Source organism: Spirosoma spitsbergense DSM 19989 (assembly GCF_000374085.1).
Classification (GTDB): domain Bacteria; phylum Bacteroidota; class Bacteroidia; order Cytophagales; family Spirosomataceae; genus Spirosoma; species Spirosoma spitsbergense.
Genome location: NZ_KB893615.1, coordinates 1 through 24,526 on the forward strand (window position 1 = coordinate 1; position 24,526 = coordinate 24,526).

Here is a 24,526-nt window from a genome sequence, read left to right on the forward strand (position 1 = left end):
ACATTGAAAATGATCTTTGATGGCATCGTAGACAGCATCTTCGTTACTTTGCATAGGGAGTAGTTGGAGGGGTTTACGTTTAGCGACACAAAACTACCTCAACATCAGCTACTCCCTACTTTTGTCCTGTACTTAGATACCTGACACTAATCCGGATGGTGCGTTTCTGCATACCCATGTTCAGGGTGCCATGTATTAATCGAGAAATCAGTATCAATCTACCAGGCAGTCGGCTGAAACCAGGAACGAAATAGTACAAACGCCGTATTGTCTTTACTTTCGTAGATTGGTAGTTTTGCTCTCTACTACGCAACTGAAGGTAGTTATGAAACAACGATGTACCCTTGTCTTTTTACTGGCGTTCTCAACCCTGGCTATCGACAGTAGGGCACAGGCAACCGTGGCGGGATACTGGCTTGGGGTAACCTATCCGGCTGATCCTACCCAGGCAGTCTATAACTACACTATGACGCTCACGCAGACCGGCACCACGGTTGGGGGCACGGGGCAAACGGCTAACCCAAATGTCCCTTTTGGGGGCGTTGTTTACATTAGTGGCATTCTGGGAGGGTCGGCCGTTTCGTTTTTCGAGTCAGACAAGAATGGCAACACCGCCGTGAAAGACATTTGTTTCTGGAAGGGAGTCATGACCTTTACTAGTGCTGACGAGAGCCTTATCGGCACATATCAAAATATCGTTAACGGTACCACCTGCACCGATGCCGGTGGCGGCACAATTGAGTTATATCGGATTGCCCTGAAATCGCCGGATTCGTTTTGCAAAGGCGGTCCCATGAATTTGAAGGTCACGGGCAAGAATCTACGCTGGTATTCGTCCGATAAGAAAACCACATTGCTGGCCAGTGGTAATACCTATAGTCCAACCCTTACCAAAACAACGACGTTTTACGTCACCCAAACGCTTTATCAGAATGAAAGTCCGGCGGTCCCAATCACCATCAATGTAATTGAGCCAGCCCTTACCATATCGACGCTCAATACGGGCTGCGATAAAAACAATGGTTCCATTGCCGTAGCAGCTACCGGCTCCAGCGGTTTCCAGTACAGTCTGAATAGTGGCCCCTTCCAGAAGAACCCTTTATTTACCAGTCTGAAACCAGGCTCTTATACGGTAGTGGCCCGGGACACACTGGGTTGTAAGACCGAACAGTCAATCACCATCACATCTGATGCAGCACCCACCATTACCGGCCTGGTTAGTACGCCCCCCAAATGCGCTACGGCCAATGGTACGGTCAGCGTAGTGGCTGCGGGCGGTAAAGGACCACTCACCTACTCGATCAACTATGGCGTTACCTACCAGGCCAGTCCGCTCTTTACTAACCTGGCCGGTGGTTCTTATACCCTTCGGGTGCGGGATGCAAATGCCTGTGAAGTAAATAGGGCAATTAGTTTACCTTCCTTCAAACCAATGGTTGTTCTTAGTTCAGCGGCTGTACCCACCACCTGCGGACAGGCTAATGGACAGGCGACTATAACAACAACGGGAGGAACGAAGCCCGTTCAGTACAGCAACGATGGCCAGAACTATCAGGCCACTACTATTTTTACCCGATTGAAATCGGGCGACTACCTCCTCACCGCCCGCGACAGTGCCGGTTGCACCGTAACCCAGTCGGTAAGTGTAGCCGCCAGCACGGGGCCGCAGCCCGTATCTATTCAAACAACGGCCGAGGGATGCGGACTGAAGAACGGTATCCTATCGTTCAGCACGGATCAACATGCAGGGGCCAATGAATACGCCCTCGATGGCCAATCCTTTCAACGCAAAACAGCCTTCACCGGCCTGGGAGCGGGCACCTACACCCTAACCATCCGCGATGCCATTAGTTGTACCCTTACCCAGACCGTAATTATACCCCTTGACTGTCCGAACTTTATTCATTTGCCAACCGCTTTTTCGCCCAATCGGGATAATAGCAACGACGTTTTTACGGCTCGTTTTGCGTTTCAATCCCTGTCGGTTACCCGATTCACCGTGTACGACCGCTGGGGAGCCACTCTGTATAACCGGTCTAATTTTACCCTGACTAGTGGCGAACTGCTCTGGGATGGCCAGTTGAACGGTCAGCCAGCACAGCCCGGCACCTACGTGTACCGGCTGGATTGCCAATTTCCCGATGGCACCCAATCGAGTTACCGCGAATCGGTAGCGTTACTGAAATAAACTACCCATGAAATTTTTACTTGTTGGTTTGGGCAATATTGGTCCCGAATACGCGCTTACCCGCCACAATGCCGGCTTTATGGTTCTCGACCGGCTGGCTGCCCAGCACGGGTTTAGTTTTTCCATGACCCGCCTGGCTTATACAGCCAAATGGCAACACAAAGGAAAACAGTTGTTTTTTGTCAAGCCCACAACCTACATGAACCTGAGTGGCCGGGCCGTACTATATTATATGAAGCAGGAAAACATTCCTGTGGAGAATGTACTGATCATTACGGACGATAAAGATTTACCGTTCGGCAAACTGCGATTGAAGCCCAAAGGATCGCCGGGGGGGCATAACGGATTGAAGAGTATTGATGAGGTACTGAACAACCAGCCATACGCCCGACTTCGGGTGGGCATTGGCAACGATTTCTCAAAAGGAAAGCAGGTTGATTTTGTGCTGGGTGAGTTTCCGGAAGACGAAATGATTCAATTACCGGACTACCTGGACCGGGCTGGAGAGGCTATACTCGCATTTTGTACTATGGGCATACAGATGGCTATGAATAATTACAACCAATGATATAACTTTTAAAAGAATCTTGTAATTTTATCAAGACATATTTTATACATATCAACCACCAACAATGCCAAATACTATTCGTTTCTAATGGTAAAAAAGGGGGTTATCAGCGAAATAAGCTGGAATTTCGGCATTATATTCGGAATAATATTCGGAAACGCACCCTATAGAGCACTTGCGATTTAAAACTTTCTATAGACATTTGTGCGTTATCTAACTGAAAACAAAATAGAACAAAACAATGAAATCACGCGTTATCTTTGCATCGTTGGTACTTGGATTAGGATTGACGATATCACAGGCATACGCGGCTACCACCACCAACACTGATGATAGCCCGGCAGCCAAAAAGCCGGCAAGTACGATGCTTGTCAATGGTTCACAGAAGTTATTTGCTTCGTATGTGGAACAACACATTGCCAAGTTTGCAACTACTACAAATTGGCAGAATTTTATGAGTGTTATTACTTCGTATAACAACAACCCGGCCGCTGTGCTGACCATCAGCCCTGCCGACCGCGCTACGTTCAACGAAGGAGCCACTCAGGTCATCAACGAACTGGCTAAGCTGAAAGATGCCGAAGCCGCTCACTGGATGGATCAGGCAGACCACACTACCCGGATGATTAACTTCCTCTGGAACGTGAATCTCCCCTTTAGTGAATTAGTAGAAACCCCTGAAATTCAATAATTTAGATATAACGCTAAATTAGTTGAGCGAAGGGAACAGAAAAGAGTAAAAGTTAGTTTTTCATGTAGAAAAGGTTAAGGGTTTAGGAATAGTCAGTATAGGGTTCTCTGCACGATCAGGGAACCTTATCTTTTTTATACCCCTCCCCCGCCCTTACATTTTACTCCCGGCAATTTCTTTTTGACCTGATTAATGAACAGAAAAGCCGCCCCTCAATCCGGGGACGGCTTTTTTGCTTACGGTCTCATGCTGGAATGGCCTTGAGTTGGGGTGACTTTACCTCACTCCCTTATCACTTTTACCACCTGGCTTTGGGTAGCTGTCAATACCCGAAGCAAATACACCCCACCCGACTGGCCTAACCCAACCGTAGTCCGCACCGGACCCGCCGATTGAGCAAGACTCTTTTCACTTACCCGGTGGCCCCGGCTGTCGAACACCGACAGCATTAGGCCACCCACCGCTCCGCCAATCTCAACGCTCACTTGGTCGGCCACCGTCGGGTTGCTCAAGACCAGCACCCGCAACGATTCGCCGATTTCCGTAGCCCCTGTCCGGGCACTTGCCGAACAGGCTGATAGCCAGTTGTAGGCAAACGAGGCCGAACTGCCTGTTTGCACCGCACGTAGTGTAATGCTGGGGTTGTCGATGTAAAGCGTCAACGTGTACGGCCCCGGACTGGTAGTGGGTAGCATTTCATTGACCACCGAGAAGCTGATGGGAGCACCCGTCGTACCCGTATAGGTCGGGCTGAAACTCAATCGGCGCGAGGTAGCCGAGAGGGGCGTACAACTTACCCCATTCACCCCCGTGATGGCAAACGCAGCCGGGGGCATGGGCGTTGTGTTACAGGCCGATAACCAGTTGTAGACGAAACTGGCTTCGCCATCGGTCCCCATTTGGAAGGCTTTCAGGGTAATGTTCGGATTGTCGATGTAAAGCTGTAAACTGTATGGCCCCGGATTGGTAGTGGGCAGCAGCTCATTCACCACCGAAAAGCTGATAGGAGCCCCCGTTGTACCGCTGTACTGGGGACTGAAACTGATTGTGTATCCATTGGTATTTACGGGCGTACAACTCAACCCGGAAACCCCCGTAATGGCAAGGCTCCCATTGGTCAGACCACTGACTTTTCGGATGCGGTGGTTACTATAGTCAGCGATGTAGAGATTACCCGAGGCATCCACCCCCACGCCACGGGGAGAAGTTAGATTGGCCGCCGTAGCCGCGCCACCATCCCCGCTAAAACCAAAACTGCCCGTACCCGCCACGGTGGTGATGTTCCCGCTGGCAAATACTCTGCGGATACGGTTGTTGCTCACATCGGCTATGTAAACATTGCCCGAGGCATCCACCGCCACATCAGCGGGACCGTACAGACTGGCCGCCGTGGCCGCACCCCCATCCCCACTGAAGCCCTGACTGCCATTCCCCGCCACCGTACTGATGATGCCGCTGGTATTGACCTTGCGGATGCGGTGGTTACCCAGATCAGCGATGTAGAGATTACCCGAAGCATCCACGGCCACACCTTGTGGAAAATTCAGACTAGCCGCAGTGGCCGCCCCACCATCCCCACTGAAACCAGCGCTGCCATTACCGGCCACGGTGCTGATGATACCACTGGTATTGACCTTGCGAATGCGCAGGTTTTGATAATCAGCAATGTAGAGATTACCCGAGGCATCCACCGCCACACCATAGGGATTATACAGACTGGCCGCTGTGGCTGGGCCACCATCCCCACTGAAGCCACCACTACCCGTACCGGCTACCGTGCTGATGATGCCGCTGGTAGACACCTTGCGGATGCGGTAGTTACCATTATCAACGATGTAGATATTGCCTGAGGCATCTACGGCCACACCTACGGGGCCATCCAGACTGGCTGCCGTGGCCGCACCCCCATCTCCACCAAAACCACGACTACCATTGCCCGCCACCGTGCTAATGATCCCGCTGGTAGATACCTTGCGGATACGCTGGTTACCGACATCAGCGATGTAAAGATTGCCCGAGGCATCCACCGCCACATCACTGGGATAATTCAGGCTAGCCACCGTAGCCGCGCCACCATCCCCACTGAAACCCGGACTGCCATTACCGGCCACCGTACTAATGATACCGCTGGTGTTGACCTTGCGAACACGCTGGTTAAGGAAGTCAGCGATGTAGAGATCGCCCGACATACTCAATGCCACATTACTGGGATAACTCAGGGCAGCGCCCGTGGCCGCACCTCCATCCCCACTAAAACCTGGAAAGCCAACACCAGCCACGGTGCTGATGATGCCGCTGGTATTGACCTTGCGAATGCGGTGGTTTTGATAATCAGCGATGTAGAGATTGCCACTCCCATCCACCGCCACATCATTGGGACTATACAGACCAGCCGCTGTGGCCGCGCCACCATCCCCACTGAAACTCGAACTGCCATTGCCCGCCACGGTACTGATGATACCGCTGGTATTGACCTTGCGGATGCGCTGGTTATTCCGATCAGCAATGTAGAGATTACCCGATACATCCACCGCCACACCTGTGGGATTATTTAAGCTGGCCACCGTGGCCTCGCCACCATCCCCACTGAAACTCGAACTGCCGTTGCCCGCCACCGTGCTGATGATGCCGCTGGTATTGACCTTGCGGATGCGATGGTTACTATAATCTGCAATGTAGAGATTACCCGAGGCATCTACGGCTATACCAATGGGGTCACGCAGGCTAGCCAACGTGGCCGCACCACCATCCCCACCAAAACCACGACTACCGTTGCCCGCCACCGTGCTGATAATTCCGCTGGTATTGACCTTGCGAATACGCTGGTTAAGGAAATCAGCGATGTAGAGATTGCCCGCGGCATCCACCGCCACACCAGTGGGATCATTCAGGCTAGCCGACGCGGCCGCCCCCCCATCCCCAGCAAAACCCAGACTGCCGTTACCAGCCACCGTGCTGATGATCCCGCCAGGGGATACCTTGCGGATACGTTGTTTATTGCCATCAGCAATGTAGAGATTGCCCGAGGCATCCACCGCCATTCCGTAGGGAGTATACAGGCTTGTCGCCGTGGCAGGGCCACCATCTCCCTCCTGGTCAGAGCCTGCCACGGTGGTAATTGTTTGGGCAGATAGAGGGATAGTCACTAAAAAAAACAGGATACTGAACCAGACGCCCACCGGGCGGCAGCTGGAAAAACGGAAGGAAAGAGATTGACACATAGCGTTAAAGAGCTAAAGGGTGAAGGGAGAAAAACCAGAAAACGAGTGAAAACGGATGGTCAGAAGACCTCACAGGCATCAATCCGGCAGGGAACCCGGAGCAGCAGGCAGATCGGGAACAGGTACTATTGACAGTTCGTGACTGCTTAAAACGCGGGTGTGTACCTGATCCTTATTTAATCAAAATTAAACTCGAAATTATTATATTCAACACTTTTTTCGGGCTATTTTCATCTAATTTAGCTAACGGTACTATTTCGTACGACAACCAGAAAAGGAACTGATTATCAGCCGGATACGAAACCTCTCCAGGTATTCAATTATCCAGCTACGATCTCCTAAATAGGCGTATTACAAAAAAGCCGCCCCTCAATCCGGGGACGGCTTTTCGCATTTTCTTAACCTAAACTAAGTCCGATAGTCAATGAGCGAAAGGGTCAATGAGTGAAAGAGCGAATACAATCCGGCAGTCTCTTCGCTCTTTCACTCATTGACCCTTTCACTCTTTAATTCTGCCCTCCTACCCGGCTTTGCTCGGCGGAGGTGGCCGAATTACGCTGGCGGGCACCTTTTACGTTCTGGTTGCCGAAGCGGTAGGTAAACGTGAGCCGAATCTGGCGACTCTCCCACCGCGACTGCACCCGGAAGTCGATGTCCTGCACCACGGCCCGTCCGTTGAAATGGTTCAGCCAGAAGGGGTCGTTTATATTCAGTTTCAAATTACCCTTGCCATCCATCACTTTCTGCTGCACGCCAATACTGAATCCACCCTGCGGCTGCGCCCGGTAGAAACCGTACTGCGAAGCCGTATTAAACCAGCCCGACACTTCACCCGACAGGGTTTTGCTGAAGGTAAAGTTCTGAGAGGTGTACAGGTTACCGGCTACCAGTTTCACTTCGTAGGGTGAACCCGAATAGATGGTCTGGTAGTGCTGATAGTAAGTGCTGATATTGTTCTGCATGCGCCACCACTTTGTTACGGTTACCGGAAAGCTCAGGTTCAGGCTCACGTTGTCCTGAACACCCAGGTTTTCGGGGGTAACGTAGGTAATGTTCCGGGCGGCAATCTGCCGGGGTGTTTCCTGGTTAATAAAATCTGTGGTGCGGCTGTAGTTCAGCGTGGTGGTGAAAGCGTTTTTGTACACATGGGTCATTTCAACCGAATTGGTGTACTGTGGCCGCAGAAACGGGTTTCCCTGCTGATAGGTGTACGGGTCCAGATAGAACACAAAGGGGTTCAGGTTCTGATAATCTGGCCGACTGATTCGGCGGCTGTATGATACGTTCAGCACATTATTGGTATCCAGTTGGCGGGACAGGAACAGCGTCGGGAACAGATTCAGATAGTTACGGTCCACGGTTTGGTTGAGTGTGACGGATGTGCCAACCGAGTGCGTATGTTCAGCCCGCAACCCAGCCTGCACTTTCAGTTTCCCGAATTGTCCGGCATAGTTCACGTAGCCCGCGTTGATGTTCTCATTATACAGGAACTGGTTGGAGCGGCTGGCATCGGGCAGCCACTGGCGTTTTTCCTGTTGCAGCGTGTCGTAGATGGTGTTGTTATCTGCGTTTACATAACTGCTTTTCAGGCCTATTTCCAGCTTACTGCCTTTTTTCATGGGCAGGACATAATCCGTTTTAAACGCCATGATATTGATGGCCGAGGGCATATTGTTCCGCACATCCTGATTCGGGCGGCTCATCACATTTTCGGCGGAGTAATACTGGGTACTCAGGTTATTTGTATTCTGCCCGCCATAGTGAACATAATCGGCATCAACCGTCCACTCGCGCCCTTTCCCATAGTCGAATTTGTAGTTGACATTTCCCGTGATGTTCGACAAAAAGTTGCCGGCATCGGTCTGGGTAATGGCCTTGCTGGTCAGCAGCCGGTTTTCGTCACTAATCAACGTGTTATTCTGACCGGCAGAACGCCAGTCGTTCGAGAAGCCATTCACCACCACGCCAATCGTATTTTTGTCGTTGATGAAGTAATCCATACCGGCCTTATACGAATGCCCGGCAAACTGATTGGGCCGGAAGGAGCGCTGATCGAAGTAGGTGGTCTGGCCGTTGTAGTTGATAATCCGGTTGAGCTCATTAGTTTGGGCACTCTGTCGGTTCACGTAGCTATAGTTGCCAAACAGGTTCACTTTCCCGTCGCGGTGATTCAGGTTCAGCGAGGTGTTGAACTTGGGTAAATCATCGCGCACCCCGTTCAGGTTGTTCACCCAGCCGAAGCCCGTACCGATAATGGCGGTGCCGTTAGTCCCGAAATTCTTGTTTTTCTTCATCTTGATATTGATAATCCCCGACGTACCGGCGGCATCGTATTTGGAACCGGGATTGGTGATAATCTCAATCGTGGCGATATTGTCGCTGGGCGTATTTTTTAGCAGATTGGCTACTTCCTGTTGCGAGAGGTAGGTCTGCTTGCCATCGATGTACACGATAACCCCCGACTTTCCTTTCAACTGAATCTGATCGTTCTGGCGGTCGATGGTAACGCCGGGTGCTTTTTCCAGCACTTCCAGAGCCGTGTTACCACTGGATACAATGCTGTTCTCCACATTCATCACGGTCCGGTCAACCTGCTGCTCGATGAATGGTTTCTTAGCAATAACGTTGACTTCGGTCAGGTTTTTAGTCTCCTCGGTCATTGTCATTGCCGGTAGTTCCTGAGCCGGATTCGCTTCGTCGATAACGAACGGTACACTATACGTTTTGCGGTATCCAATCTGCTGAGCGGTTACCAGATACTTGCCGGCCCCTACGTTTTCGAATGAAAATTTCCCATCCAGATCGCTGATGGCTCCTTTCGTCAGGGTCGAGTCCTTCGCTTTGAGCAACATCAGCGTGGTGAATTCCAGGGGTTTTCCGGCCACACTTTTGACCTGGCCCTGCACCATACCCCGTGTTAGAACCTGTCCAAACGTGGTTGAGAGAGTAAAAAAAATGAGGATAACGAAGGCGGATAACGTTTTCATGCGTAGTGTATTTTCAAAAAGATTGTGCGCTTATTATAAATAGTACAGGGCAAAGGTAGGTAGTATGCATCACAAAGTACCTGCTCTTACACAAACGGTCTGAACGGAAGGATAAGCGGATTTTAGGGGATGATAAGCGAAGAAGACAAGAAAAGAGTCGCTATTTTGTCAGAAAGACAGGGTATTAATAGAAATGTTGCATGGGGCAACCGCTCGGGCAGAATTATTTTGATGGCAGGTTTTCAATCTTACGTTTACCGGGAAATAGCCGTAGTCCAATGCCCGTATTCGTGATCCTGCCGGAGCGGTTCAGTTTGCCGTGTATAGTCATTAACCGTTAAGGGCCTTTTTTCACTACTATCGTCTACAATTTGATTCCTACCGTCCATACACCGGCATCGGGGCCTTGCCCTTCCCGAAACGAGCTGTTTGGTTCGTAACGGCCGAATAATTTGGCATGGCCCCGGTAACCCAGTTCGGCCATGTAGCCCCAGCGCACGGGGTTCAGGCTATAGGTATTGTGGGTGCGAACAGCGGAGCCGCCTTCGGGTTTAACTTTAGTATAGCTGTCCAGCCGGATACCTGCATACCCACCCATGCTCAGGCTGAAGCCCGATTTGAACCCCAGGTTCAGCATAAGCGGTAGATTCAGCTGGGCCATAACCAGTTTCGATTTGTGTAGGTTGACGGTTGCAGGCTCGATAACCAGTTGGCCATTTTGCGCTACCAGTGTGTTTCGGCCTTCAAACATAAAGTTGTTCCAGGCTACTTCAGGACCAGTCAATAACCGAAGTTTGGTCTTGCCGCTTACGGCCAGTGGAATGCGGGTTTGCCACGCCAGAGCGACATACCGTGAGCCAACAGGCCGGAAATCATACCCCGTGGGAAGTGTTCCCGTAAATCCGTTAAAGCCCAGATAAATAGCCAGGTCAGTACGAACACGCTCAACTGGCTTGGTGGGTTTAGTCGTTGTAACGGTAGAATCGGTCGTGATGGTAATCGTTGTCGATTGAGCGAATGACGGTATAGAAGCAGCTATCAGCGTCGTGGTCAGGATGTGTTTGAACGTTTTCATGGCAGTCCGCCGGAGCGGTGGTTTGAACAATGTTGAAAATGGTTTCCGTGTTCAAGCGGTTAGTAGCACAGACCTGCAGGATTTGCTTTTTCCGTTTGTTGACAGGAAGATGTAGAAACCCGGAGCGCAGGTTGCACGAGTCTGAAAAAAAATCAGTTTATTTTTTTGACATGACCGTCTGGAGAAGAAATTTTGCCCGTCGGACCAATAAGCCTTCCTGGCGCGGGGCATTACATAACTGGCAGGTAAATAGCAAATGTGGCACCCTGACCCGGCTTACTACTGGCGGTAATGGTACCACCATGATTAGCAGCCACTTTTTCACAAATGGCCAGTCCAATGCCCGTACCGGCGTATTCACTCCGGCTGTGTAGCCGCTGGAATACCTGAAAAATACGATCCAGGTATTTTTCATCAAACCCGATGCCATTGTCTGCCACACTGATACAATGGTACAGAACAGCCTTCCGGGCAGGTTTGACATCGACCGGTAACGCAGCCGCTGTAACCTGGGTGGCGTTTACCTGAACAACCGGAACAGTATCAGATTTTTGGAACTTCAGCGCATTGCTTAGCAAATTCAGGAATAACTGCCCCAACTGCAATCCATCGCCTAATACGGTAGGAAGCACCGCTATGTTAAGTTGGGCGTTGCCTAGTTCCATATCCTCCACTACGGTGGTTACTACCTGATTGAGATCAACGGGCAACGTTGTTTCCTGACGGGTCGATATACGGGAGAACACCAGCAGGTCTTTGATAAGGGCTGACATTCGACTGGCCGCACTCTGCATTCGTTCGAGGTAACTGATGCCCTCACCTAACTGCAAACCATGTTGGTTTTTAAGTATATCGCCAAATGACTGGATTTTCCGGAGTGGTTCCTGCAAATCATGACTGGCGATATACGCGAATTTTTCCAGATTTTCGTTCGAGCGCCGGAGATCGAGATTGGAGGCCGTTAGCTGTTCTGTTCGGGATAGTACCTGCTGTTCCAGTTCGTAGGTCACCAGTTTCTGCTCCTGAATATCGGTAGCGGTACCTACCCAGAGGGTAATTTCACCCGCTTCATCCCGAAGGGGTAAGGCCCGGTTCAGATGCCACCGGTATTGACCGTCGGTGCCACGCCGATACCGATTTTCCAGCTCGAACGTAGTGCCATCGGCCAGGGCTTTTTTATAAACAGCCAGCGTATTGGGCAAATCATCGGGATGAATGGCTTCCTGCCACCCCATAACATCGGTCTGGCCGGGGCGTTGCCCGGTGTAGTTGTACCAGCGTTGATTGAAGAAATTAATAGTACCATCCGGCGTATTCGTCCATGTAATCTGAACAATGGCTTCCAGCAGGGTTCGAAAGCGCGTCTCACTTTCTTCGATGGCCTGCCGGGACAGAACCTGCTCGGTCACATTAACGGCTATGACCGCTACACCATTAACCCGTTTGGAATCGTCGCGCAACGGCGCATAAACGAAGTTAAAGTAAGCATCCTCCAGGCGGTCGCCATGCTGTAAGCGGGTTAGTATCTCAGAACCATACTGTGCAATACCCGAATCATATACCTCCTGCATGGCACCGATTACCCGCTGCCCTACCAGTTCGGGCAGGGCCTGTATCATGGGTTGCCCGATAATAGACTCGTCTTTACCCCAAATCTCCAGCATCGAGTTATTTGCCGTTTCTATAACCAGCTTGCGGCCATCCAGCATACCAATGGCAACCGGAGCCTGGAGAATCATATTTCGAAACCGTTCTTCGCTGAATTGCAGTCGGTCTTCAGCTTCCCGAAGGGCTTTATTCTTCGCTACCTGTTCCGTAATATCCAGAACGATACCCGTAATAGAAATGGGTTTACCATCCGCGTCGAACAGGTACTGCCCCAGTATTTTGACCCAGTGGATTGTGGTATCATGCCAAACAAAACGGGCCTCGTAGCTGACAGACCCCGTCTGCAACGCTACTTCATGCGCCTGTTCCCTAATGGGCCGGTCTTCCGGATAAACATGCTGGACAAAGACAATATGGTGGCGTTCTGGCTTTTCCACACCCGTCAGTATCCGGGAAAAGGCGGGGGAATAGACCATCTCGCCGGTCACTAAATCGATCCAGAAAGACCCTGCTCCGGAGCCCTCGAGGGCCATTTTTGCCTGTTGGTTGGATAGGGCAGCTTTTTCTTTAGCCAGTACCTCTTCCGTGATGTCCTGCGCAATACCCGAAAAACGATACGCTTCGCCCGAACTGGTAAAATAGGTCTGCCCGATAAACCGAACCCAGCGTACCCTGCCATCGCTAACATCAACGGTTCGAAAACGTGCATCATAACGCCCGCCCGACTCCGGCTTTAAGGCCCACTGAACAGCCTGATTTACCCACTCTTTATCATCCGCATGAATATAATCCAGCGTCTGCCCGTACCGTTGCAAATCCTGATTGACCAACCCACACAGGGCCTGGCACCGGGCATCCCACTCCACCACCCCCCGAACAGGGTCCAGTTCCCAGGTACCAAGCTGGGCCGAGTCGAGGGCAAACCGCAGTCGCTCTTCTCCTTCCTGATGCGCCTGTTGCAGGGCAATTCGGTCCGAAATATCCTGCATGGAGCCCACCATTCGTATAGGGCTCCCCTCCCGGTGAAGCACATAGCCCCGGTCCAGTACGGTAGCGTAACTCCCATTAGCCCGGCCAAACCGGTACTCATCAGACCAGTTGGTCAGTCCCTGTTCAACAGCTTGATGAATACTGGTTAAAATCCGCTCTTTATCGTCGGGATGAACATGCCGGGACCATGATTCCAGGCCATCTTCGGTGGTTTCCTGAGGAGGATGATCAAATAACGTGGTATACCCTTCATTCCACCAGACAGTATCGGCCACTATATCCCAGTGCCACACGGCATCACGGGTTGCTTTCGTAAGCAAGTCAAATAGCTCGTTCGTCGTTACTGAATCGGTACGCAATGGTGTAGATTACTAAATATGAATGTTGGAAACTCTAAAGTAGTAACGGGCAATCAAACTCGTTCGTTTATTCCGGGCATTTACGCTATTATTTCAACCCATCGATGGCTAAAAGCCGGTTCCGGCAGGCGTATAGCCGTTGTCATTTATGCCTGCCGGAACCGGTCACTTTTCTATAAACTGGAGCAGTTCAATCCGGTTGGCAAATGGGTCGTGGAAGAACACCCGCGCCCGTCCATCTATTTCGGATGCCTGTTCCAGCACCAGTCCCTTGCCCAGCAACACCCGTTTTGCTTCGTCCAGACTGGCTACCTCGAAAGCAGGGTGTCGTTTGGAATAAGGGCCGGCAGCCTCCTCGCGCAGGTGTAGCTGAATATCGGCCATACGGAACCAGATAGCACCACCGGGGTGATTACCCGGGATCTCGTTCAGACCCAGCAGGCTCCCGTAAAACTCCCTTGCCTGAGCCGTGGTGCCTTCGGGAATACCAAGCAGTATGTGGTCCAGTCGTTTGAAATGTATCATCTTGCTTAATAGAATCTGGGTGGGGGGTTCAGGGTCGTATTCTGCCGCTGATGCCAGTAGGGATAGATGGTTGGTACGTCGCTGGCCGCGTCCAGTTTTTTCACCTGCTCCGTTGTCAGGTTCCAGCCTACGGCACCGAGGTTTTGCTTCAGTTGCTCTTCGGTGCGTGCGCCAATAATGATGGTCGATACCGTTGGGCGCTGGAGTAGCCAGTTCAGTGCCACCTGCGCCACCGTTTTGCCCGTTTCGGCGGCTACCTCGTCCAGCACGTCAATGATGGTATAGAAGAGCTCGTCCGCTATGGCAAAAGCCGGTACGGGACTTCCTCCCTGCGCCACCCGGCTATCGGGCGGGATGGGTTGGTGTCGGCGGTACTTTCCACCCAGTCGGCCAGCCGCCAGCGGACTCCAGATAATAGCTCCTACCTGCTGGTCGATACCCAGGGGCATCAGTTCCCACTCGTATTCCCGATTGATCAGGGAGTAATATACCTGATGGCCGACATACGGGTTCCAGCCGTACTTTTCGGAACGGGCCAATGACTTCATCAGATGCCAGCCCGAAAAATTGGAACAGGCAATGTAGCGTACTTTCCCACTTTGCACCAGGTCATCGAGGGTGCGCAATGTTTCATCAACAGGCGTAACCCCGTCGAAACCGTGCATATGGTAGATGTCGATGTAATCCGTTTTGAGTCGCCTGAGGCTGCTTTCGCACTGTTTGAGCAGGTGCAGGCGCGACGAACCCTGGTTGTTTGGTCCCTCGCCAAAGGTAAATGTGGCTTTGGTGGAAAGAAGCACGTTGTTGCGCAGGCCGCTTAGGGCTTTGCCCAGAATTTCTTCCGACAACCCCTGCGAATATACATCAGCGGTATCGAACAGGTTGACGCCTGCATCCAGGCAGATGTTCACCAGGCGAGTCGCTTCTTCGACCTGCGTTTGCCCCCAGGCCTTAAAAAAATCGCCACTGCCGCCAAACGTAGCTGTACCAAAACTGAGAACGGGAACCAGTAATCCCGACGCACCTAATTGCCTGTATTCCATAATGAGTTCTGTTACTTTCTTTACTGCTGAAGGTCATCTGTTGCTGGCGTGAATATATATACGTAAAACCTGGCCTTTCCGGTTCAACAACAGCAGCGTGTACGGAAGTTTGGTAACCGTTGACGTTGGTCAGTAAAGGGCGTATTCCGCGGAACGGCAACGCCCCTTTAGTACATTTCAATCATTTTCTATACCTATCATCAGTTTACTACAATACCTGCGTACCATTCACGAACGCCGGGCCTATTACTTCCTCATGGAATGCTTGTATAATTTCCATTTCCGTAAAAGTAAAGCAAGCAGTTTTTGTACTATAGCATTACGCGCAAACCATTCGGCCGCTTTATTTAGTTATTTAGCATATTGATTGTTCTATGGTGTATTTGCTCCTTAGGTATTGATTCTAACTGTTTTACAGAAGTCGTGGAACTCATTTATACGATAGATAATAACGTAGATAATACTAAACCAGTTAGTTGCACTTTTTTACCCGTATCCTATTTTTCACGCTCCCGGTCTATTCACTGACCAACACCTGCCAACTCAGGGTAACAGGTTATTCCGGCAGCACAGGAAATTGAGTAGATTGCCCGCGCTGCCTTCCCGGCGAATCGGGCGTTCCAATTCACTACCAGGCGAATTCAGTACGAATGAATTCGTCATTTAAACAAAGATGGGCACGAATCCACCAGGTATATCCGGCACACTCCCATCGTTCACGAAGAAATGGGGAGCATGGCTTCCAGGCCTTGCCTGCGTTTCTGATTAGTACACTCCTTCTACCCGAACGTATCAGCGGGTTTCATCAGTCGGTCAGGAACATACTAACCCGGCTTCACGCCCGAAACCAATGGTTTGACGGGGTCTTTCAGACTAAAATTTCACAACACATGAATCGTTTTTCAGTCATTTATCTGCTAAAGAGGCAGTACCATCATATATATTGCAGCACTCACCAGGAGGCTGAGGCTGTTTTAGCGACCTTACTTACGCAGGAAGGCCAAAAGCCAGTTGGTATCTACGATGCCAAAACGGAGCTTTTCGTCTGGGAACCTACCCGGCAACGCCAATACGATAAAGCCAGCATTGAGAAGCAGGGGAAACTGGGCGAACAAATCAACCGGATCGCCCAGGCCCTGCGTTATCACGACGAGGTCCGGCACACCCCGACCAACTCCCTGTTCCAGCTTCTCCAGACGGAGGAGGTTTACCCCATATAACTCAACTGTAAAACTTATATCATCATGCAAACGAACCGTCAGAACATTACTCAGGCATTACCCTATATGCTGGCCTATCCCGCCCTATTGGCAGGCCACCAGACCATCAACGAAGCCATTAATGATCACTTACTCAACAACTACCTGGGAGCTTTTATCGAGCAGGATGGGTTGCCGGATGAGGCTTCAACGACACCAGCTCCTTTAGCAGAGTACATAAACGCTGTTTTTAGTCAATTTTCAGATCCCGTTCTAAGCGATCCATTAGCCAGATTGTGTGCCGACGGAGCACTGAAACTACCAGCTTACATTCTTCCTACCCTGCTGAATTTGCTGGCCCAGAATGGGGATGTTCATCGAATCGCTTTCTTACTGGCTGCGTATGGCCATTATCTGTCGGAACAACTTAAAGCAGGTCAGGCTGACGAACTGGCGCCCGACGACTGGGCAAAAATCAGTAGCGACGATGTGGTGGCTTTGCTGAGCATTTCGTCTATGGCAACGGCCCGACTGCAAACCTATTCGCATTTTGTGGCTATGTACAAGTCATACCGCAATCAGATTGCGACGCACGGAGTCGAGTTTTTACTTCGGCAAATGGCCTATAACCAACTGGCTATGCAGGCTGCTTAAACAACAAAATCGGTGCCGGGAGGCCCGGTACCGATTTCTCATTACTACCAGTGCCGTCTCGTGTTTAACTCCCGGCGCTGGACTTATCTACGTGCATCATAGGTTAGACGATAAGATTTTGGGAGGAGTTATCCTGACGGGCAACCCCTCCTTACGCATATCATAGGTTAATAGATAAGCTCGTTTACCAGCCCTCAGGGGCGGGTTGATTTCATGGGCCAAAGGATTATCTTTTTGAACTCGGCCGTGCCACCTTCGGCAAACAGGTCGATGGCGCCCGCTGCTGTAGTCGGAAATATGTAGTCGGTAATAACGCGTTCGCCATTGTTGGCAAATACCGTCACAACGGACCGGTCAACAAAAATGCGTAGGTTGATGACGCCATTCTTCGGCTGCAATGGAGCCGTTTCAACACTGGGAAACCGGTCGCTGAAGGCCACATTACCCGACTTTCGGCGGTCCAGTTCGAGGTGGCCGTTGGTATAGCGGATGATGGTTTCTTCATCGCCCGGTCCGTCGCTACGGTTTTTGGCGAACCGGATACCCACCGTTCTGGCTGTGCCGGGGCTTATCTCGGCTTCGATTTCGTACACGTTATCGATGCTTTTTTCCAACGTCTGGCTCTGACTGGTGAGTTTCAGATTTTGCTGTTCCTTTTTAGGACCGCGCAGGCTGGTAACACCGGCAATGGGCGTTTGCACTAGTACTAGTCCCTCCGGCGTACGCCGGAGCGCGATCTGGCGCGGTAATGACATGGCCCCTTTGAAGGGTGTAGTCGGGATTTTGCCCGCATAGGCCCAGTTGTTGAGCCAGCCAATCATGATCGGGTTTTTCTGTGCAGCGGGCAGGTTATTGAACGGGATAGCCGCGTAATAATCTTTACCCCAGTCCACGACCGACCCGGCATAATCACCGGCAATGGGTTTGGGATTGGCCGGGTCGAGCGTAAACCGTTTGCCATTAAAATCGCCTACGAAATACTGCATTCCCACGTAATCCTTCTGTGGATGGCCCGATGAGATGAACAGCACCCATTTCGTTTTCTCCCCAGATGGCCGGCCCGGTTCTTCCTCAGTGGGGACGGTCATCAGGGCGGGGCACTCCCAGACTTTCGTCGTGTCGCCCACCGGCCCGAAATAACTCATAAACTGCCAGTCTTTAAGGTTTTTCGATTCGTAGAGAGCAACGCTGTGTTCGGTTGCTTTCACGGTAGCCATGACCCATTTCTGCTGGGGTTCATACCAGAATACGTTGGGATCGCGAAACTCCCTGCTGCCGATGTCGATAATCGGATTTCTGGCGTACTGCGTCCAGGTTCGGCCCTTGTCGGCACTGTATGCCATATTTTGGTACTGATTGGTCTGGGAGTCACCTTTCATTACGTTGCCGGTATAAATAGCCACCATACAATCGCCGGTTCCGTCGGGGCACAGGCCGCTTTTGTTGTCTTTATCCACCACGGTGCTACCGGAGAAAATGGCCGTTTTGGAAACACTATCGGCGTTGGTGAACTCCGGAATAGCCACCGGCAAATCATCCCAGTGGAGCAGGTCTTTACTCACGGCATGGCCCCAGCTCATATGCCCCCACTCGTTGGCGAACGGGTTGTGCTGGTAAAACATATGGTATTCGCCGTTGGCGTAAATCAGTCCGTTGGGGTCGTTGATCCAGCCTTTGGGCGCCGAAAAGTGGTACTGTGGGCGATAATCAACAGAATCTGCGGTTGTTTCGGTTTGGGCCGACGATTCTGTTTTGGTCGACTGATTACAGGCCGTTTGGCTGATTGCGATAAAAGCCAGCAAGGCAAAAGCAAGGTTTTTTCGTTGCATGGAGCAGTATGTATTAATGACGACCGGTGACTGGAAAATTTATAATCGAGAATCGTCCATGACTAAACGTTTTCCATCATAAAAAACTACCGACCTGTTAAACACGGGAGAAGCAGTATCCTGCATTTCTATTTATAAAAATGACTGCTCCAGTATAGTTTCTTCCGTAAAATTCGGTGTAGCGCCCTGTTTGGTGGCGACATATGCCCCCGTAGCACAGGCAAATTCAAGTGTCTTTTTTGGACTTTCGCCCTGTAAGGTTTTGTAGAGGAACCCGGCCAGAAAAGCGTCGCCACTGCCAATGGTATCCGCTACCTCGACTGGAAAACCGGCCTGTTTTGTAAAGCCCGAGGCATCAAGCATAGCCGCCCCATCAGGACCAAGTGTCACGCAGAGGGTTTCCAGATTATAGCGTTCCCGAAGTTGCTGCATGGCTCCCTTCAGGTCTGCGGTCCAGCGTTCTGGTTCGTGACCGTACCAACCCGACAGTTCCACCAGTTCGTGTTCGTTCAGCTTGGCGATATCGGCCCGGTGCAGCAACTCTTCCACTAGTTTCTGATTGTAGTGGGGAGCCCGCAGGTTCACATCAAATACTTTGTGGGGGGCCACTTCCAGCAGTGCCAGCAGCGTTTCGTACGTTTGCTGACTGCGGGCGGCCAGACTGCCATATACGAACACCTCACTTTGCTTCACCACATTGATCAGACCGGGTTCGGGCATGATGTAGTCCCAGGCAACGGGCTGGAGAATCTTATAGGTTACCTCGTTAGAATCCGAAATATTGGCCTTCGCCACACCCGTCAGGTGCGTTTGACCCACCTGCACCAGGGCTGTCGGGATACCTTTCTGCGCCAGAAAATCAATCAGTTCGCGACCCAGATCGTCACTACCGACACGGCTGATTAGCTGGGCATTCAGGCCGAAGTTGCGCAGGTCAGCGGCCACGTTCATGGGCGCACCACCGGGTTGCCTGCTGGTAGGCAGTACATCCCAGAGAATCTCCCCAAAACAGGTTATCATATAGTTATTCATTGTCATTGGGTGGTCATTTGATCGGCATTGATCGTCATTAGGTAGTCATTTGATGGTTATTGATCGTCATTCAATTGTCATTGGTGATCATTCGTTTCTGGAACAATCAACTGACAATGAATGACAATCAATGACTAGCTAATGACCGCGTAGCAAAATTGACTGCGTAGCATAACGATGATCAATAACGCGATGCGTATCAGTGTGCAAAAACAGTACGTTCAATCTTCTCTAAGCTGGTACCTTTCGTTTCGGGCATCAGGCGCAGCACAAACAGCAGCTGTAGCACCATCATAGCGGCAAAAAACAGGAAGGTGTTCCCGCCACCGAACCGTTCGGACAGGTACGGGAAGGTGAACGTGATAATAGCCGCCATAAACCAGTGAGTAAAACTGCCCAGTGCCTGACCACTCGCCCGCACTTCGTTCGGAAATATTTCGGAGATGAATACCCAGATAACCGCGCCCTGCGAGAAGCCAAAGAAGGCGATATAACAGAAAAGCAGGATGGGAACGGTCGTGCCAAAGTCCTGAACGTAGAAAGCTCTGGCCACTAACCCCAGCGTAATGATCAACCCGACCGAACCAATTTTCATGAGCGTCCGGCGACCGTACCGGTCAATGAGGTTCATGGAAATCAGGGTAAAAATGAGGTTGATCAATCCAATTCCCGCCGATGAGAGCAGCGACGAACTTTTACCAAGCCCGGTCATCTCGAAAATACGGGGGGCATAATAGATAATAGCGTTGATACCGGACACCTGGTTGAACACGGCAAACAGCACAGCCAGCATAATCGGTGTGTTGTACTGCCCGGAAAACAACCGGTTAGACCCCTTGGTGTGGTGATTGCTATCCTGAATGGCTACGAAGGTTTGTTCGGCCGTTTCGGGATCAATCATGTCCAGTACCAGTCTCGCCTGTGTTTCATCCCCTTTTTTGAGCAGGAGCCAGCGCGGGCTTTCGGGAATATTCAGGACGGCAACCAGGAAAATAAGGGAGGGCAATGCCTGTACGCCCAGCATCCACCGCCAGGGTTCAGCACCCGCATCGGCCAGCAGGAAGTTAGAGAGATAGGCAACCAGAATACCGAATACAACATTGAACTGAAACAGGCCAACGAGTTTTCCGCGCGATTTGGCGGGTGAAATTTCCGTAATATACATGGGGGCCGCTACCGAGGAAGCACCCACACCAAGACCGCCCAGAAACCGAAAGATGAGGAAAATGGGCCAGTTGGGAGCCAGTGCCGTACCGAGTGAAGCGGCCAGGTATAAGACGGCAATCCAGAACAGTGTTTTTTTCCGGCCCAGTGTTTCGGCCGGAATACCACCCGTCATGGAGCCAATAACAGTGCCGATGAGCGCGATGGATACCGTCAGGCCATGTTCCCAGACGCTCAATCCCCAAAGTACCTGCAATGATTGCTCTACACCGGAAATTACGGCCGTATCGAATCCAAAGAGGAAGCCGCCCAGAGCAGCCGTAATTGACCAAAAGAAGATGCGTTGTTTCTGATTCATACCTGACTTACAAACCAGTGTAAGGAGCGGTTCGTAAAGCAAAGGTAGCAGGCTGGTCAGGCGTGGCGTTTCGGTAAACGTTCAACTTATTTCAACCTGCGAACAAATCGTAAGTAATTATCTTCCAGCCTATTAAAAAGAAATAACGAGAAAGTTTTTCAAAATTGTTACACTGATTTTCACATTTGATACAGGCGGTGCCTTTACGGCTACTACCGGTTTTCGAATACAACCGACTACTGTTTACGAACCAGATTGGCTGCTGGCTGCCTGACCCTAGTAACGCCCACAAGACTACTTTCCATTGACCTTGTTTAGTGATAAAGTATACTACGGGACCATTCAATCAATTAGCCCGATTTGGTATATGGTATGCAAATAGTCATAAGTCTATAAAAGTCAATTAATTAACTACAAAAAACTAAATAACCAGCCACGCGAAACAATTCCGTTACACAACATACCCGGAGAGAAGGAGTTTTTTCTGTGAAGTCCCGTAAATAACCTGATCATCAGGAAGGGTTTCAGCGTACAGAAAACGGTTAATCAGTTCACTCTAATTTACTCAATGAGATGAAAAAGTCCATTTATGCGTACATCAAGCGAAGTACGATTTTGCTATTCCTGGGAGCTACTCCGCTCTTTTTTAGTTGTACCAGTACAACCCCCGACCCAGTTTCTACCACCCCTCCCACTTCAGGAACAGTAACTACTCCGGGATCGGGTACAACCACGACTCCAGGATCGGGTACAACCACGACTCCAGGATCGGGTACAACCACTACTCCGGGATCGGGCACAACCACTACCCCCCCGGGTGTAACAGTCGTAGCATCGGTAGCCTACATTTCCCAAAAAGATAACCTCAAACTGCTAAACGCAGCCATTACCAGAGCGGGTCTCGCAACCGAATTTAACCAGTCATTGATTACTATTTTCGCCCCATCGGACGACGCATTCAGGGCGGCAGGGTACGCGAACGAAGCGGCTGTTTCGGGCGCGCCGGTAGCCGATCTGCAACGGATTTTGAGGTACCATCTTGTCAAATCACGTATTGACCAGTCGGCTATGCCAACGCAAGTAAATACCGTGTATGAAACAGCCCTGGCAGATAATCAGCTGTCCGTATACAAAAACAGTATGACTGACATCAGCGTCAATCAGGCAAAGATTATTCAGGGGGATATTCCAACAGTAGGGGCCGCCTTGCATATCATCAATGCATTGTTGAAACCCGCTTCGGTCAATACGGTAGCTCTGGTTAAGGCCAACACAAGCCTATCGCTGCTGACGGCCGCCATTGAACGGGCGGGTCCGGCTGTGAGCGACGTTCTGAACAAAAGCACTCAGAATGGGTACACGATCTTTGCACCATCCAACGATGCATTCAAAGCGGCTGGTTATGCCGATGAAGCGGCCATTAAAGCGGCAGACCCGAAAGTATTGTCGGATATCCTGCTATATCACATATTAAATTACCGTGCCTTCGCGCAGACCTTCCAGAACGGAGCCGATATTGCCACCGCCCAGGGTACTACCCTTCGGGTGAATGCCAGCAACGGTAAGGTTACACTACTGGGTAAAGGAAATGGCACCAGCGTTGCCAACATCATCCAGGCTGATCAGGCAGCCTCGAATGGTGTTGTACACCTTATTGACCGGGTGTTGCTCAGTAAATAAGCGTTACCTGTAAGCAGTAGAAACATGCCGGATAGAATTTCTATCCGGCATGTTTCATTTACGGCTGAAGGCAAATAAATCGGGCCGGGCATAGTGGCCAATCACATCAAAGTCAAGTTTACTTTTCAGGACGTCGGCGAGGTCCAGATCGGCGATGAGTATGCCCTCCTCATCCCAGAGTGGCCCGGCAATGAACTCCCCCTGTGGCGAGACAATAGCACTCCCGCCCCGACTCAAAATCAGGTCGTCTTCGTCCAGAAAATTCTGGTAGGCGGATGGATAATCGCTGCGGGTAAAAAACTGGTTACTGCCCAGCACAAAACAACGGCCTTCGCAGGCGATGTGCTGGAGGGTAGCGGGCCAGGTGGGCCGGGCATCGGCAGTAGGGGCCAGATAAAGTTGGGGGGCCTGCTGGTACAGGCTCATACGGGCCAGCGGCATGTAGTTTTCCCAGCAGATCAGCCCACCCATCCGGCCAATTTCCGTATCGAACACCCGTAGCGAATCGGCACCGGTGCCTTCTGCCCAGATCAACCGCTCTACGCCCGTTGGCTTGACTTTCTGGTGCTTGCCCAAATACCCATTTGAGGGCGATAGGTAAACGAGGGTACAGTACAGACTACCGTTCAGGACATCGCGCTCGGTAACGCCGATGGCCAGATAGACATTATTCTCGCGGGCAATCTGCTCAATGCGGGTCAGCTCCGGGCTGGGGAGTTGCAAACTGTTTTGCCAGTACGTTTTATAGAGTTCACGCCCGGCATCAGAGCGGGAGCCAACAGCCGACCCGAACGTGAATTTACGCGGATAGCCGGGAATAAACGACTCAGGAAACAGGATAAACTGACAGCCTTTCCGGGCACACTCTACCACCAGCCGTTCCAGTTTGTCAATCGTGGCGTGGATGTCGAAAAATACGGGCGTGGCCTGAATAACGGCAACAGTGATGCGCATCGCCAAATCTACAACCTATCCGGTTACAATAACCAGGACTACTGAATTTCCAGGTGACAGTAGAGGCTTCCAGGGGAAACGCATGAACGATGCCATTACCCGCCATTTTCCGTCAGCGGGTGATTTATTGATTTGTAGTAATTAACCGCCGAAACTGACTTTACCTGTGGTACATTAACAAACGGCGACCACTATGCTTAAACTCACCCTTGACCAGTCCGCTCAACAAGCCTTGCAAAAGGCCCTCAAAACCCACCCCAAAGCCTATGTCCGAGAACGAGTTAGTGCCATTCTCCAAATTCATGGTGGCCAGTCCGGTAAACAAGTGGCCCATAAGGGCTTATTGGTTCGAAGACGGGAAAATACCATTTATGACTGGGTTAGTCGGTACCAACAGGGGG

17 protein-coding genes are annotated in these 24,526 nt (G+C 51.0%); 7 read left to right on the forward strand and 10 right to left on the reverse strand.

Features of this window, described 5'->3' with window-relative positions:
- Positions 1–325: 325 nt before the first annotated feature.
- The 3 genes from B157_RS0133080 (at position 326) to B157_RS0133090 (ending at position 3,447) form a co-directional block, all read left to right on the forward strand.
- Complete coding sequence (locus tag B157_RS0133080; protein ID WP_020607582.1) at positions 326–2,188, forward strand: T9SS C-terminal target domain-containing protein; 1,863 nt, start codon at positions 326–328, stop codon at positions 2,186–2,188.
- A gap of 7 nt (positions 2,189–2,195) precedes the next feature.
- Complete coding sequence (gene pth, locus B157_RS0133085; protein WP_020607583.1) at positions 2,196–2,756, forward strand: aminoacyl-tRNA hydrolase; 561 nt, start codon at positions 2,196–2,198, stop codon at positions 2,754–2,756.
- 241 nt (positions 2,757–2,997) lie between these two features.
- Positions 2,998–3,447 carry a hypothetical protein gene (locus B157_RS0133090; RefSeq protein ID WP_020607584.1) on the forward strand — a complete coding sequence of 150 codons (450 nt, stop codon included), beginning with the start codon at positions 2,998–3,000 and terminating at the stop codon, positions 3,445–3,447.
- A 281-nt stretch (positions 3,448–3,728) separates the two neighbouring features.
- Here the strand turns inward: B157_RS0133090 and B157_RS36530 are convergent, their stop codons facing one another.
- The 6 genes from B157_RS36530 to B157_RS0133125 form a co-directional block, all read right to left on the reverse strand.
- Positions 3,729–6,668, reverse strand: coding sequence for an NHL repeat-containing protein (locus B157_RS36530; RefSeq protein ID WP_157618675.1), 2,940 nt, complete (start codon positions 6,666–6,668; stop codon positions 3,729–3,731).
- A gap of 506 nt (positions 6,669–7,174) precedes the next feature.
- Positions 7,175–9,655 (reverse strand): TonB-dependent receptor, encoded by a 2,481-nt coding sequence (locus B157_RS0133100; RefSeq protein ID WP_020607586.1) that lies wholly within the window; start codon positions 9,653–9,655, stop codon positions 7,175–7,177.
- A gap of 364 nt (positions 9,656–10,019) precedes the next feature.
- The gene (locus B157_RS0133110) at positions 10,020–10,730 is read right to left on the reverse strand and encodes an outer membrane beta-barrel protein (protein WP_020607588.1); all 711 of its coding nucleotides are present in this window, start codon (positions 10,728–10,730) and stop codon (positions 10,020–10,022) included.
- A 230-nt stretch (positions 10,731–10,960) separates the two neighbouring features.
- Positions 10,961–13,687, reverse strand: coding sequence for a PAS domain-containing protein (locus tag B157_RS0133115; RefSeq protein ID WP_020607589.1), 2,727 nt, complete (start codon positions 13,685–13,687; stop codon positions 10,961–10,963).
- 165 nt (positions 13,688–13,852) lie between these two features.
- Positions 13,853–14,212 carry a VOC family protein gene (locus B157_RS0133120; protein ID WP_020607590.1) on the reverse strand — a complete coding sequence of 120 codons (360 nt, stop codon included), beginning with the start codon at positions 14,210–14,212 and terminating at the stop codon, positions 13,853–13,855.
- Between the two features lie 5 nt (positions 14,213–14,217).
- The gene (locus B157_RS0133125; protein WP_020607591.1) at positions 14,218–15,255 is read right to left on the reverse strand and encodes an aldo/keto reductase; all 1,038 of its coding nucleotides are present in this window, start codon (positions 15,253–15,255) and stop codon (positions 14,218–14,220) included.
- Positions 15,256–16,145: 890 nt separating this feature from the next.
- Here B157_RS0133125 and B157_RS0133130 point away from each other — a divergent pair.
- Entirely contained in the window at positions 16,146–16,475 is a 330-nt protein-coding gene (locus tag B157_RS0133130) for a hypothetical protein (RefSeq protein ID WP_026309124.1), read from the forward strand.
- Positions 16,476–16,499: 24 nt separating this feature from the next.
- Complete coding sequence (locus B157_RS0133135; protein ID WP_020607593.1) at positions 16,500–17,108, forward strand: mannitol dehydrogenase family protein; 609 nt, start codon at positions 16,500–16,502, stop codon at positions 17,106–17,108.
- Between the two features lie 194 nt (positions 17,109–17,302).
- Here the strand turns inward: B157_RS0133135 and B157_RS0133140 are convergent, their stop codons facing one another.
- The 3 genes from B157_RS0133140 to B157_RS0133150 all read right to left on the reverse strand — a co-directional run bounded on the left by B157_RS0133140 (position 17,303) and on the right by B157_RS0133150 (position 21,491).
- Positions 17,303–18,937, reverse strand: a complete 1,635-nt coding sequence (locus B157_RS0133140) for a glycoside hydrolase family 32 protein (protein WP_020607594.1) — start codon at positions 18,935–18,937, stop codon at positions 17,303–17,305.
- A gap of 132 nt (positions 18,938–19,069) precedes the next feature.
- Positions 19,070–19,957, reverse strand: a complete 888-nt coding sequence (locus B157_RS0133145; RefSeq protein ID WP_157618676.1) for a carbohydrate kinase family protein — start codon at positions 19,955–19,957, stop codon at positions 19,070–19,072.
- Between the two features lie 211 nt (positions 19,958–20,168).
- The gene (locus B157_RS0133150) at positions 20,169–21,491 is read right to left on the reverse strand and encodes a sugar porter family MFS transporter (protein ID WP_020607596.1); all 1,323 of its coding nucleotides are present in this window, start codon (positions 21,489–21,491) and stop codon (positions 20,169–20,171) included.
- Positions 21,492–22,064: 573 nt separating this feature from the next.
- Between B157_RS0133150 and B157_RS0133155 the strand changes: the two genes are divergently transcribed.
- Complete coding sequence (locus tag B157_RS0133155; protein ID WP_020607597.1) at positions 22,065–23,171, forward strand: fasciclin domain-containing protein; 1,107 nt, start codon at positions 22,065–22,067, stop codon at positions 23,169–23,171.
- A 54-nt stretch (positions 23,172–23,225) separates the two neighbouring features.
- On the opposite strand, the gene B157_RS0133160 is transcribed toward B157_RS0133155, so the two are convergent.
- Complete coding sequence (locus B157_RS0133160; RefSeq protein ID WP_020607598.1) at positions 23,226–24,125, reverse strand: carbon-nitrogen hydrolase family protein; 900 nt, start codon at positions 24,123–24,125, stop codon at positions 23,226–23,228.
- 193 nt (positions 24,126–24,318) lie between these two features.
- Here B157_RS0133160 and B157_RS39505 point away from each other — a divergent pair.
- The coding region (locus tag B157_RS39505) for a hypothetical protein (RefSeq protein ID WP_026309126.1) at positions 24,319–24,526 on the forward strand (208 nt) is incomplete at its 3' end.

Excerpts from the sequence above, each read along its gene's own strand:
- B157_RS0133080 (WP_020607582.1), top strand. The coding sequence starts at position 326 with ATGAAACAACGATGTACCCTTGTCTTTTTACTGGCGTTCTCAACCCTG.
- pth (WP_020607583.1), top strand. The coding sequence starts at position 2,196 with ATGAAATTTTTACTTGTTGGTTTGGGCAATATTGGTCCCGAATACGCG.
- B157_RS0133090 (WP_020607584.1), top strand. The coding sequence starts at position 2,998 with ATGAAATCACGCGTTATCTTTGCATCGTTGGTACTTGGATTAGGATTG.
- B157_RS36530 (WP_157618675.1), bottom strand. The coding sequence starts at position 6,668 with ATGTGTCAATCTCTTTCCTTCCGTTTTTCCAGCTGCCGCCCGGTGGGC.
- B157_RS0133100 (WP_020607586.1), bottom strand. The coding sequence starts at position 9,655 with ATGAAAACGTTATCCGCCTTCGTTATCCTCATTTTTTTTACTCTCTCA.
- B157_RS0133110 (WP_020607588.1), bottom strand. The coding sequence starts at position 10,730 with ATGAAAACGTTCAAACACATCCTGACCACGACGCTGATAGCTGCTTCT.
- B157_RS0133120 (WP_020607590.1), bottom strand. The coding sequence starts at position 14,212 with ATGATACATTTCAAACGACTGGACCACATACTGCTTGGTATTCCCGAA.
- B157_RS0133125 (WP_020607591.1), bottom strand. The coding sequence starts at position 15,255 with ATGGAATACAGGCAATTAGGTGCGTCGGGATTACTGGTTCCCGTTCTC.
- B157_RS0133130 (WP_026309124.1), top strand. The coding sequence starts at position 16,146 with ATGAATCGTTTTTCAGTCATTTATCTGCTAAAGAGGCAGTACCATCAT.
- B157_RS0133135 (WP_020607593.1), top strand. The coding sequence starts at position 16,500 with ATGCAAACGAACCGTCAGAACATTACTCAGGCATTACCCTATATGCTG.
- B157_RS0133140 (WP_020607594.1), bottom strand. The coding sequence starts at position 18,937 with ATGCAACGAAAAAACCTTGCTTTTGCCTTGCTGGCTTTTATCGCAATC.
- B157_RS0133145 (WP_157618676.1), bottom strand. The coding sequence starts at position 19,957 with ATGATAACCTGTTTTGGGGAGATTCTCTGGGATGTACTGCCTACCAGC.
- B157_RS0133150 (WP_020607596.1), bottom strand. The coding sequence starts at position 21,491 with ATGAATCAGAAACAACGCATCTTCTTTTGGTCAATTACGGCTGCTCTG.
- B157_RS0133155 (WP_020607597.1), top strand. The coding sequence starts at position 22,065 with ATGAAAAAGTCCATTTATGCGTACATCAAGCGAAGTACGATTTTGCTA.
- B157_RS0133160 (WP_020607598.1), bottom strand. The coding sequence starts at position 24,125 with ATGCGCATCACTGTTGCCGTTATTCAGGCCACGCCCGTATTTTTCGAC.